8 protein-coding genes are annotated in these 12220 nt (G+C 68.8%); 2 read left to right on the top strand and 6 right to left on the bottom strand.

Annotated elements, in window-relative coordinates; genetic code table 11:
* Positions 1 to 142 precede the first annotated feature (142 nt).
* The 5 genes from IV088_RS19115 to IV088_RS19095 form a co-directional block, all read right to left on the bottom strand.
* On the bottom strand, positions 143 to 1312 hold the full coding sequence (locus tag IV088_RS19115; RefSeq protein ID WP_291105418.1) for a YCF48-related protein: 1170 nt from the start codon (positions 1310 to 1312) through the stop codon (positions 143 to 145).
* The gene (locus IV088_RS19110) at positions 1312 to 2667 is read right to left on the bottom strand and encodes a DUF1329 domain-containing protein (protein ID WP_291105417.1); all 1356 of its coding nucleotides are present in this window, start codon (positions 2665 to 2667) and stop codon (positions 1312 to 1314) included. Before IV088_RS19110 ends, IV088_RS19115 begins: the two co-directional genes overlap by 1 nt.
* Positions 2668 to 2685: 18 nt before the next feature.
* Positions 2686 to 4374 (bottom strand): DUF1302 domain-containing protein, encoded by a 1689-nt coding sequence (locus IV088_RS19105; protein WP_291105416.1) that lies wholly within the window; start codon positions 4372 to 4374, stop codon positions 2686 to 2688.
* A gap of 65 nt (positions 4375 to 4439) precedes the next feature.
* Positions 4440 to 5207 (bottom strand): coniferyl-alcohol dehydrogenase, encoded by a 768-nt coding sequence (locus tag IV088_RS19100; RefSeq protein ID WP_291105415.1) that lies wholly within the window; start codon positions 5205 to 5207, stop codon positions 4440 to 4442.
* A 31-nt stretch (positions 5208 to 5238) separates the two neighbouring features.
* Positions 5239 to 6714 (bottom strand): benzaldehyde dehydrogenase, encoded by a 1476-nt coding sequence (locus IV088_RS19095; protein WP_291105413.1) that lies wholly within the window; start codon positions 6712 to 6714, stop codon positions 5239 to 5241.
* A 255-nt stretch (positions 6715 to 6969) separates the two neighbouring features.
* Here IV088_RS19095 and IV088_RS19090 point away from each other — a divergent pair, with 255 nt between their 5' ends.
* On the top strand, positions 6970 to 8796 hold the full coding sequence (locus IV088_RS19090; protein ID WP_291105412.1) for a sigma-54-dependent Fis family transcriptional regulator: 1827 nt from the start codon (positions 6970 to 6972) through the stop codon (positions 8794 to 8796).
* Positions 8797 to 8815: 19 nt separating this feature from the next.
* On the opposite strand, the gene mdeB is transcribed toward IV088_RS19090, so the two are convergent.
* Positions 8816 to 11401 (bottom strand): alpha-ketoglutarate dehydrogenase, encoded by a 2586-nt coding sequence (mdeB, locus tag IV088_RS19085; RefSeq protein ID WP_291105411.1) that lies wholly within the window; start codon positions 11399 to 11401, stop codon positions 8816 to 8818.
* A gap of 102 nt (positions 11402 to 11503) precedes the next feature.
* Here mdeB and IV088_RS19080 point away from each other — a divergent pair, with 102 nt between their 5' ends.
* The gene (locus IV088_RS19080) at positions 11504 to 11989 is read left to right on the top strand and encodes an Lrp/AsnC family transcriptional regulator (RefSeq protein ID WP_291105409.1); all 486 of its coding nucleotides are present in this window, start codon (positions 11504 to 11506) and stop codon (positions 11987 to 11989) included.
* The last annotated feature ends 231 nt before the right edge of the window (positions 11990 to 12220 follow it).

Genomic DNA, 12220 nt, shown 5'->3' with positions numbered 1-12220 from the left:
CAGCAGGCTCAGCAGCAGCACCCAGGGCCGGTGGTTGAAGAAGGCGCGTTCGATGGCGGAGCCCGATGCCGGGTCAAAGTCCGCCAGCCGCGTGACGACGGGTTGGGCGTCGAGGGGGGAATCAAGGTCCATGGGAACGGGTTCACTCGGTGGGCAAAGAGGCCAGGCGGCGCATGCCGCGCAGGCTGGCCAGGACCAGGGCGCCGTCGGCGGCCAGGGCGGCGCCGGCGATGGGCACGGCTTCGCGCACCGCCAGGCGGCGCAGGGTGGCCGCATGGGGCGGCGCGACCCACACTTCGCCGATCTGACTGACCAGCACGAAGCCACCGGTGGGCAGCGCGGCGCTGGCGCCCAGCGTGGCGGTGGTCTGGCTCTCCAGCCGCTCCCAGCGCTGTGCGTCGGCGTCGGCGCGGTAGACCGAGCCGCGCAGTCCGTGGGCGATCAGCTGGCCCTCCGGGGTTTGCAGCAGTCCGAGAAAGCTGCCCTTGTAGGGCGAGGGCAGGGCCGAGAAGCTGGTGCCGCCATCGACCGAACGCATCAGCAGACCTTGTTCGCCGGCCACGACCAGCTGGCTGGCCGTGGCGCGCAGGCCATAGAGGTGCAGGCCCTGCGGGTTGGCCGCCCGCGCCGAGAGCGGTTGCCAGTGCTGGCCACCGTCCACCGTGGCGAACAGCAGGCCGTAGGCGCCGGCGGCGAAGCCGCGCCGTGTGTCGATGAAGCTCAGGTCGAAGAAGGGTTTGTCCGGGCCTTCGTCCACCAGGGCCTGGGCGTCGGCCAGCGCCGCGGCGTCGCCCGAGGCGCGCGCGGCCTCGGCCACGCTGGCGGCGGCGGCGATGCCGTCGAGCTGCTTGCGCCAGGTCTGGCCGCCGTCGTCGCTGTGCAGGATGGTGCCCAGGTGGCCGGCGGCCCAACCGTGGCGCGCGTCGGCGAAGGTCACGCAGGTCAGCGTCACCTGCACCGGCACTGCCGCCTGCTGCCAGTGTTGGCCGTGGTCGTCCGACAGCAGCACCGTGCCGCGCTCACCCACGGCCACCAGCCGGCCGCCGGCCCGCGTGACCGCGAGCATCGCAGCGCCCAGCGCCTTGGGGGTGATCAGGGCCGGGCGCGAGAGCACCGCGGGAGCCGACGCGGCGACCGCGTCCAGCGGCAGCAGCCCGGCCACCGCGCCACCGGCCAACCCCACCAGCGCCGATCTCCGCGACACGCCAGAGCGCGCATCCGCTACCAGGGCCACCGCGGAACCGGCTTCGCCGGGCCGCTGGTGGCGCCCCCCTGGGGGAGAGGCGCCGAAGGCGCTTCGGGGGGGCGTCATCACCGTCCGCCCTCGCTGGACAGCGACTCAGGGCTGAAGAAGGCGCGCGGGATGGGCTCCTTCACTTCGTACTGCCTGGGCAGTTCGTTGGACGACATGTTCAGGTAGTAGGCGCCGGTCTGCAGGTCATAGCCACCCCACATCACGAAGCTGCTCACGGCCGGGATGTCCGGCGCGGTCAGCATCAGCGAGTAGTTGGTGCGCCAGAGCTGGCCCTTGGCGTCCCAGCCGTCGAGCAACACGATCTGCCACGAGTCTTCGTCGATGTAGTACTTGCGCTTGGGCACCACGTGGCGCTTGCCTGCCGCCAGCGTGGCCTCGACCTCCCACACCCGGTGCAGCTCCCAGCGCACCTGGGCCGGGTTGAGCGTGCCCGGTGTCACCAGGTCATCCACCTTGGCGGCGGCGGCGCGGTTGTTGTTGTAGGGGATGTAGATCTCCTTCTTGCCGATCAGCTTCAGATCGTGTTTGTCGATCGGGCCGAACAGGTTGAAGGCTTCGTCGAACAGGCCGATGCCCGAGGTCACGGAGTCGGGCGTGTCGTAGGCCACCGAGGGGGCCTTGCGCACGCGGCGCTGACCCACCAGGTACTGCCACAGGCCGCGCGGCGCCGAGGCGTTGACGCCGTCGTGCGCCAGGATCGCTTCGCCGGCCTTGGAGCCCGGGGCGTTGGCCACGAACTTGCCGTACTGGTAGAAGCCGTCGAACTTGTCGAGGCTTCCGCTTTTGTCGTAGTAGGTCTGGCTGATGGTCTGCACACCGCCCGAAGCCATGTTGCGCTGGCCATCGGCCGTCACCACCCACACGCGCACCGGCATGGTGTAGTTGCCACCGCGCCAGGCCAGGCGGTGGTTCCAGATGGCCTCGTAGCCGTCCTTCGGGATGGGGAAGGGGATGCCGCCGTAGGCGCCCTCGACACCATGACCCGCGTCCACGACCTTGGCGCGGGTCGCGTTCTGGAAGGTGTTGTCGTACACGAACGCCGGCATGGCAGCGCTGCGCCGTGTGGGGTAGACGTCGATGTGGAAGTCCGGGTACTTCTTCATCAGCGCCTGCACACCGTCCGTGAGCTTGTCGGCGTGTTGTGCCATGTTCTTCGCGTTGATCGACAGCGTGGGCTTGTCGGCGGCGAAGGGGTCGGGGCGTGCGTCACCGTTGCGGTAGCCCGCAGGCGCCTTGGTCAGGCCGCCGTCCCAGGCCGGAATGGTGCCGGCCTTGTTGCCGGCTCTTTCGGCGCCCACCGGGGTCAGGCTGGACTTGAGCCTGGCGGCTTCGTCGGCGCCGACCGCGGCCAGGGCAGGGAGGGAGGCGGCCACCACGGCGGCCAGGATCAGGGAGTGTTGTGCGGTTTTCATGGGGGGTGTTCAGTCGGTTCAGAAGGTCCGGGAGACGTTGAGCGCGATGTAGTCGCGGTCCTTGAGGGTCTGGCCGAAGGACAGCATCCGCGAGGGGGTGCGCGGATCGGTCACGGTGAAGGTGTTCTCCTTGCCGAAGAAGGTCGTGTAGCTCAGGCCGACGTTCCAGTCGTTCTGGTACTTGGCCTTGATGCCCACGCTGATGTCGCCCGACTGGCTGGCGCCGCCGGCGAAGTTGAAGATGGCCGAGGAACGGCCGCCGAAGTTGTAGCCCAGGCCGATCGGGATCGACAGGTCCAGACCCGGCAGCACCTGGAAGTACTGTGGCTCGAAGATCATGCGGAACGCCATCGCGCTGCGGGTGGTGTTGGGGTCAAGACCGCCGAAGCCCACCGCGCCCGGGTTCCTGCTCACGCTCATGAGCCGGTTCCAGGCCAGTTCGGCGACCAGCGAGCCGCCGTCCCACAGGCTGGACTTGTTGAGCACGTAGATGCCCGAGAGGTTCAGGTGAGCGGTCTTGCCGGTGGCGTAGCAGGGGTTGCCGGCGGAGCCGTTGCAGTTGACCGGTGGCATGAAGGGCGCGCCGCCAATCACGGCGGGGTCGTTGGCCAGCGGCGCGTCGGTGCGCACCGAGCCTTCGAGCGCCCAGTTGAGCTGACCGATGGAGGATGTGACGCTGGCGCCCACGGTCTTGATGCCGGTGGCATAGACCTGGTGCACGTTGCCGTTGACCAGGTCGAACACCGGCACCGAGGGCGTCTTGTCGTGGTAGCGCGCGGCGTAGAAGCCGAACTCGTAGTCGCTGCCCGCGGGCGACCAGCGCAACTGTCCGCCGAACTGCCCGCTGTCAGGGGGCCGTTGGTCTTTGCTGTTGTCGGTCACCAGCACCGGTGGCAGCGGCGGGCCGAAGAACACCTGGCCACCCCCGATGTAGTCCTGGTTCGAGAAGTAGCTGCCGACGCCCGGGATCTTGCTGGCGCGCCATTTGAACTGGTAGTAGCCCCCCAGGGTCACCCCTTCGGCCACCTGCAGGCTGCCCGAGACCTGTTCCACCGGCAGCAGCACTTCCTTGAACTGCCAGTTGGGCACCGAGACGACCTTGGCCACGTCCACCGGGCCTTGGGCATTGGCGATGCCGTTCTGTCCGAAAAACAGGCTCTCGCCGTATTGCAACGCGTGTTTGCCGATGCGGATGGAGCCGGGCAGTCCGCCCACCGAACCCTTGGCGTAGGCAAAGGCATCGAGCACCTCGTCGCCCCGACCGTGCCGGCTGCGCGTGGACGGAATGAATTCGTTGGCCGGCTGGCCCGGCTGGTTGCTCACACCCATCGTGCCGGGGTTGTCGTTGCGACCCAGGTACTTCGAGTCGTACCAGGCCGCATGGCTGAAGCGCAGGCCCCAGTTGCCTCGGCTGTAGTCGAACTCGCTGAGCAGGTCCAGGCGGTTGGACACCACGCCCTTGCCGAAGTTGAGGTCACCGTCGTTCTCGTTGGTCACACCGCCGTCGCCACGCGCCGCGGGCGAGGTCAGCAGGGCCGAGGGGTCCTTGAGCCGGTAGGCCAGGCTGTACTTGGGTGTGAAGTCGAGCCGGATCTTGGTGTCGGGGTCGTCCGACGCGAGTTCCATCGCGAAGGCGGGCCATGCACAGGCCAGGCCGCAGGCCAGGGCCAGCGCATGGCGCCGGTGTTGGGTGAAGTTTCTTTGCATGCGGGTCTCCTCGTTGTGGTGAAGGGTGGTCGGTCGGGGCATGGCGTTGATGCCCCTGCTCGGGGTCAGATGTAGGTCGACGCCAGGCCGCCGTCGACCGGCAGGTTGATGCCGCTGACCCAGCGCGCCGCGTCGCTGCACAGGAAGGCGATCACCGGTGCCACCTCGTCGCTGAAGGCGGGGCGCTTCATGCGGTGGGCGTCTTTTTCCACGCGCTCGTGGCCCAGCATCTGCACGAAGTCGCCCAGGATGGGCGTGAACACCGGGCCGGGCGCGACGCAGTTCATGCGGATGCCGCGCTCCAGGAACACCTTCTGCGACTGGGTATAGGTCCAGACGATCAGCGCCTCTTTGAAGTACTGGTAGCAGGTGTCTTGCGGCACCGGGTGCTGAGCCAGCCAGGCGGCGCCTTCCAGATAGCTGGGGGTGGCCGCCAGTTCGCGGTGCAGTTCCAGCCGGGCCGGCCATTCGGCGCCCAGAATCGAGGCGATGTTGACGACCGAACCGCCTTCGCCCATGCGCTCCATCACGCGCTGCGTGAAGTGGCGCAGGCCCAGGTAATTGACCTGTCCCACCAGCTCGGCAGGCGCCGTGCCGGGCACGCCGGCGATGTTGGCCAGCGCGTCGATGTGTGCGGGCAACTGGGCCATGGCCGCGTCGATGGCGGCGGGGTTGCCCAGGTCGATCTTGACGAAGCCGTCCAGGGTGAGCATGGGGTCGTTGCGGTCCACACCGATCACGCGCGCGCCTTGCAGGCGGGCGAGTTTGGCGAAGTCCGAACCGATGCCCGAGCCGCAGCCCGTGACGACGATGGTTTTGTTGGCGAGTGGCATGTGTCTTGTCTCCGGTGGTTGGGGGGCGGGGTCAGAACGGGAACGCCGGTGGCGCGTCTTTCACCGTGATCCACTGCCACTGCGTGTACTCGTCGATGTCGGCCGGGCCGCCCACGCTGCCGCCGTTGCCACCGATGCCGGGGCCGCCGAAGGGGTTGGTGCATTCGTCGCAGACGGTCTGGTCGTTGATGTGGACCATGCCGGCGCGCAGGCGCTGGCCGATGGCCAGGGCGCGGCCGATCGAAGGGCTGATCACCGCGGCGGCCAGGCCGCCCTGGCTGGTGTTGGCCAGTTGCACGGCCTCGTCGTCGGTGCGGAACGTGACCAGGTTGACCACCGGGCCGAAGGGCTCTTCGTCGAACGAGCGGATGCCGGGCTTCACGCCCGAGAGCACGGTGGGCTTGTAGAAAAGGCCCTCAAAGGTGCCGCCGGCTTCGAGCACGGCGCCCTGCTTGATGCTGTCCTGGATGACGTCATCGAAGTGCTTCAACTGCTTGGCGTCGATCATCGGACCCAGGGCGACCTGGCCACTGGCCCCGTCGCCCACCGGCAGGTGCGTGGCCTTGCCGACCATGCGCGCCTTGAAACCTTCGGCGATGGACTCGTGCACCAGGATGCGGTTGGAGGCCATGCAGATCTGGCCCTGGTGGAACCAGGCACCGAACGCGGCCGCGCTGGCCGCGGCGTCCAGGTCGGCGTCTTCCAGCACGATCAGGTTGTTGGCGCCGCCCAGTTCCAGCGACACCTTCTTCAGGTGTTCACCGGCCAGCGCGCCGATGCGCCGGCCCACGGCGGGCGAGCCGGTGAAGGCGATCATGGGCACGCGCGGGTCGGTCACCAGCGCCTCGCCGGCTTCGGCGTCGCCCGGCAGCACCTGCAACACACCGGCGGGCAGGCCGGCTTCTTCGAACACGCGGGCGATGATGAAGCCGCCGCTGACCGGGGTGCGCGTGTCGGGCTTGAGCACCACCGCGTTGCCCAGCGCCAGCGCCGGGGCCACCGCGCGCAGGCTCAGGATCAGCGGGAAGTTGAAGGGCGAGATCACGCCCACCACGCCGTGCGGCACGCGCCGCGCGAACGACAGCCGGCCGGCCGCGGCGGGCAGCACATGGCCCTGGGCCTGCATGGGCAGGGCAGCGGCCAGGTGGCACAGCGTGATGGACTCGTTCACCTCGTGCTGGCCCTTGGGCACGATGCCGCCGGTTTCGCGGGCGATGGTCATGGCCAGCTCGGCGAAGTGCTGCTGGAAGAGCGCGGCGGCGCGGTGGAACACGGCCGAGCGTTCGCGCGGGCCCATGGCGGCCCAGGCCGGTTGGGCCGCATGCGCACGGTCGATGGCGGCGCGCATGTCGGCGGCGCTGGCGATGCCCACCTGCGAGAGCACCTGGCCGGTGGCCGGCTCTTTCACGTCACGCACGCTGGCGAGCGTGGTGGACCATGTGCCGTCGAAGGCTTTGCCGGAAGTGAGGCGGCTGTCGAGCCAGGCCAGATTGTCGGAAACACCCATTGTTTTGCTCCTGTTGATCGTTCGTGCACACCACACGGTGGCTGCAACAGGTGGTGCAACGGGCGTACCAGGCGGCGCTTCGCAGGGCCGTTGGAATGGCGTGGAGGGTGGGTGCCCAAGAGGGAAAGATCAGGACTTTCCCTAGGGCGAAAACAGGCCGGGTCACCTAGCCTGAAGCAGGTCATTTATTTATGATGAGTAACTAAATTTGATGTGCCTGTTTTCACCAGTCATCAAAAAATTCATCTCAACGCCATGCCCAAACAACGGATCTCCCTGGCCGATCTGGCCCGCCTCGCGAGCGCCCATCCGGCGGCATCCGGGCGGGCCCGGGGGCCGTTGCCGCTGGCGGGTTTTGACGCCAGCGCCATCAGCCAGCAGGCCCATCCGACGGTGGCCGACCTGAGCGAGTGCCTGTTCTTCTCGCCGGGCGATGGCCGCATCTGGCTGCAGGACCAGCGCATGGTGCTGCTGCATTCCGAGGCGGTGGGCTCGCTGCGGCGGGAGCTGATCGAAAGCATCGGCCTGGACAAGGCGCGCGGGTTGCTCACGCGCGCGGGCTACGTGAGCGGCGCGCGCGACGCGCAACTGGTGCGCAAGCAGTGGCCCGACGCCGACCCGAGCGCCGCCGCCATGGCGGGCACGCGCCTGCACGCGCTGGAGGGCGTGGTCAAGGTGGAGCTGGTGCACGCCAGCTACGACGCGGCCGCCGGCGCGTACGAGGGCGAGTTTCTCTGGCACAACTCCAGCGAGGACGACGAGCACATCGCCGCCTACGGCGTGGGCGGATCGCCGGCCTGCTGGATGCAGGTGGGCTACGCCACCGGCTACGTCAGCACCCTGTTCGGCCGCCTGGTCGTGTTTCGCGAGGTGAACTGCCGCTCGTCCGGCGACGCCCACTGCCGCGTGATCGGCAAGTCCGCCGACCTCTGGGACGACGTGCAGCAAGACCTGCGTTACCTGAACGCGCAGTCCTTCGTCGGCGGCACCGCGGCGCCCGAGGACGGCGTGGTGCCGGTGGCCGACCTGGAGGCCTACGCGGCCGCCAACCCCGGCCCGGACCAGACCATGGTCGGCGCCTCGTCCGCGTTCAACGCGGCCTGCCACATGCTCCAGCGCGTGGCGCCCACCACGGCCACGGTGCTCTTCACCGGCGAGTCGGGCGTGGGCAAGGAGATGTTTGCCAGCACCCTGCACCGCATCAGCGCGCGCGCCGCCCAGCCCTTTGTCGCGATCAACTGCGCGGCCATCCCCGAGACCCTGATGGAGTCGGAGCTGTTTGGCGTGGAGCGCGGCGCCTACACCGGCGCGGGCGCCTCACGCGCCGGGCGCTTTGAGCGGGCCCACGGTGGCACGCTGTTTCTCGACGAGGTCGGCACCCTGAGCTTCGTCGCCCAGGGCAAGCTGCTGCGCGCGCTGCAGGAAGGGGAGGTGGAGCGCGTGGGCGGCAGCAAGACCATCGGCGTGGACGTGCGCGTGATCGCCGCGACCAACGTGGACCTGCGCCAGGCGGTGCGCGAGGGGCACTTCCGCGAAGACCTCTTTTTCCGCCTCAACGTGTTCCCCATCCACCTGCCCCCGCTGCGCGACCGGCGCGACGACATCCCTCTGCTGATGGGGCATTTCCTCGCGCACTACAACAAGCGGCACCGCCGCAGCGTGGCGGGCTTCAGCCAGGCCGCCGTGAAGGCCATGTACAACTACGGCTTCCCGGGCAACATCCGCGAGCTGCAGAACCTGGTGGAGCGCGGCGTGATCCTGGTGGGCGACGGCGAGGCGATCGAGGTGCACCACCTCTTCAGCAGCGGCGAGTCGCTGGCGCAGGACGTGCTCTCGCTGGCGTGGCGCGACGGTGGGCCGGCCACGCTGAGCCTGCTGGGCGCCCGCCCGACGCCCGCCCGGGACGCGGCGGGCTCCGCGTCTGCCGCCACGCAGGGCGGTCCGCTGGAGCAGGCCGAGCTGGCCCTGCTGCGCCAGGCCATCCGGCGCTGCGGGGGCAACCTCTCGGCCGCGGCACGCGACCTCGGGGTCAGCCGAGCGACCGTGTCCTACCGGGCGAAGAAGTTCGGCCTGGTGACGTGATCCAGGGCGCTGCGCGCCCTCAGGTGCCCAACGCGGCTTGCACGATGCTCGCGGCATCGACGCGGAAGAACGCGCGCAGTGCCGCGCGCGTGTCGCTGCGGCCGAAGCCGTCGGTGCCCAGGGTGTGGAAGCGCCGGCCCTCGGGCACGAAGGCGCGCACGCTCTCGGGCACGGTGCGCACGTAGTCGGTGGCCGCCACGATGGGGCCACGGCTGTCGGCCAGCAGGCGCGTGAGGTGCGAGCCCTCGCCGTTCGCCACGCCATCGCGCGCCAGCTCGCTCCAGCTGGTGATGCTGAACACGTCCACGCCCACGCCCTGTGCGGCCAGCTGCTGCGCGGCCTGGACCACCTCGGTGAAGATGGCACCCGAACCCAGCAGGGTGACGCGCTGTGCGGCATCCGCCGGCCCGTAACGGCCAAAGCGGTAGCCGCCCTTGAGCACGCCCTCGGCCGCACCCTCGGGCAGGTCGGGGTTGGCGTAGTTCTCGTTCATGAGCGTGACGTAATAAAACACGTCCTTCTGCTCGACCAGCATCTCGCGCATGCCCGCGTCCACGATCACCGCCAGCTCGCCCGCGAACGCCGGGTCGTAGGCCTTGCAGTTGGGGATGGTGGCCGCCACGAGGTGGCTGCTGCCGTCCTGGTGCTGCAGGCCTTCGCCGCCGAGCGTGGTGCGGCCCGAGGTGGCGCCGAGCAGGAAACCGCGTGAGCGCTGGTCGGCCGCGGCCCAGATGGCGTCGCCCACGCGCTGGAAGCCGAACATGGAGTAGTAGATGTAGAACGGCAGCATGGCCAGGCCGTGCACGCTGTAGCTGGTGGCCGCGGCCGTCCAGCTCGCCAGCGCACCCGCTTCGCTGATGCCTTCTTCCAGGATCTGCCCGTCCAGCGCCTCGCGGTAGCTCAGCACCGAGCCGATGTCTTCCGGCGCGTAGCGCTGGCCCACGCTGCTGTAGATGCCGACCTGCTTGAACAGGTTGGCCATGCCGAAGGTGCGCGCCTCGTCGGCCACGATGGGCACGATGCGCGGGCCGAGCGCCGGGTCTTTCAGCAGCGTGCCGAGCATGCGCACGAAGGCCATGGTGGTGCTCATCTCCTTGCCGTCGGCCTGCAGGGCGAAGGTGGCGTAGGCCTCGATGGCCGGCACCGGCACCACGGCGCACGCAGTCTCGCGCCGAGGCATGGCGCCGCCGAGCGCCGCGCGGTGCTCGCGCAGGTAGCGCATCTCGGCGCTGTCCTCGGCGGGCTTGAAAAAGGCCAGACCCTTGGCCTGCTCGTCGGTGAGCGGCAGGTTGAAGCGGTTGCGGAATTGAATCAGGTCGGTCTCGTCGAACTTCTTCTGGCTGTGCGTGGTCATCTTGCCCTGACCGGCCGCGCCCATGCCGTAGCCCTTCTTGGTCTGCGCCAGGATCACGGTGGGTTGGCCGGTGTGCGCGGCGGCGGCTGCATACGCGGCGTGGATCTTCACCAGGTCGTGGCCGCCGCGCTTGAGGCGGTCGATCTGCTCGTCGGTCATCCCCTGGGCCAGCGCCGCGAGTTCGGGGTTCTGGCCGAAGAAGTTGTCGCGGTTGAAGCGGCCGTCTTTCGCGGCGAAGGTCTGCATCTGGCCGTCCACCGTGTGGGCAAAGGCGCGCACCAGGGCGCCGGTGGTGTCGCGCGCGAACAGGCCGTCCCAGTCGCTGCCCCAGACGAGTTTGATCACGTTCCAGCCCGCGCCGGCAAAGAGCTTTTCCAGCTCGTCGATGATGCGGCCGTTGCCGCGCACCGGGCCGTCCAGGCGTTGCAGGTTGCAGTTGACCACCCAGACCAGGTTGTCCAGCTTCTCGCGCGCGGCCAGCGTGAGCGCGCTCATGCTCTCGGGCTCGTCCATCTCGCCGTCGCCGAACACGCCCCACACTTTGCGGCCTTCGCAGTTCAACAACTGCCGGTGCGTGAGGTAGCGCATGAAGCGCGCGTGGTAGATCGAGCTGATCGGGCCGATGCCCATGGAGCCGGTGGGGAACTGCCAGAAGTCCGGCATCAGCCAGGGGTGTGGGTAGCTGGAGAGACCGCGCGCGCCGCTGGCCGGGGCGGTGATCTCCTGGCGGTAGTGCAACAGGTCGGCCTCGCTCAGGCGGCCTTCGAGGAAGGCGCGCGCGTACACGCCAGGGGCGCTGTGCGGCTGGAAGAACACGAGGTCACCGCCATGACTTTCACTGCGCGCGTGGAAGAAGTGGTTGAACCCGGTCTCGAACAGATCGGCCGCGCTGGCGTAGCTGGCGATGTGCCCGCCCAGTTCACCGTAGGCCTGGTTGGCCCGCACCACCATGGCCAGCGCGTTCCAGCGCATCAGCGAGGCCAGGCGCTCTTCCACCGCCAGGTCGCCGGGGAAGGCGGGCTGGTCTTCGACCGCGATGGTGTTGATGTAGGGCGTGTTCAGCTCCGGCTGCCAGCCGATGCGCTGCTGGCGCGCCAGGCGGGCCAGCTCGTCGAGGATCTGGCGCACGCGCGCCGGGCCTTCGCTGGCCGCCAGCGACAGCAGGGCGTCGCGCCACTCGGCGGTCTCACCGGGGTTGGTGTCGGCGGCGCTCTGCGGGGCGAGGCCGTGCGGGTTGGCAATGTTGTTCATGGCGATAGTCTCCTGATCCCCGGACTGTAGGCACAAGCGGCGCGCAGTTGGTGTGGATGTGTGGGGTTGACGGGCCGATGTGGCCCATAAAATGCCGCTGAAATGAGCATTCAAAGCACAAACCACCTCGATGCGACCGATCTGAGGATTCTGGAAGAACTTCAGATCGACGCCAGCCTGTCCAACGTGGAGCTCGCCCGGCGCGTGCATTTGTCACCCTCGCCCTGCCTGGCGCGGGTGCGGGCGCTGGAAGCGCGGGGCCTGATCCGGCAGTACGTGGCGCTGCTCGACGCGAAGCAGCTGGGCCTGCACCTCAACGTGTTCATCTCCATCAGCCTCAAGCAGCAGAGCCGCGAGACGCTGCAGGCGTTTGAAGAGCGCATCGTCCTGCGCGACGAGGTGATGGAGTGTTACCTCATGACCGGCGACGCCGACTACCTGCTGCGCGTGGCCGTGCCCGACATGCCGGCGCTGGAGCGCTTCATCCTGGAGCAGATCTCACCCATCGCCCAGGTGGAGAAGATCCGTTCCAGTTTTGCGCTGAAGCAGGTGCGCTACAAGACGGCGCTGCCGCTGCATGCGGCTTGAGCAACGAACCCCTCCCCCTCTGGGAGGGCTGGGGTGGGGCATGCAACCACCAAAGGTCTGCTTCATGGCGCTGCCTTGTACTCACGCTGCCGGCCATGAGCTGCCGGTCGCGATGGGCAGTTTTCGGGCAGGTTGTCTTCGTCGCCCGAGACCCGCATCGCGGTCAGCCCTGACAATTCTGAGCACTCCTAACCCTCGCTCTTCTTCTCACGCGCTCGCCGGCGTCGGTCA

The organism is Hydrogenophaga sp., from assembly GCF_018780075.1.
Taxonomy (GTDB): Bacteria; Pseudomonadota; Gammaproteobacteria; order Burkholderiales; family Burkholderiaceae_C; genus Hydrogenophaga.
Note: the sequence above shows the minus strand (reverse complement) of the source record. Positions and strands in the feature narration are given on the sequence as shown.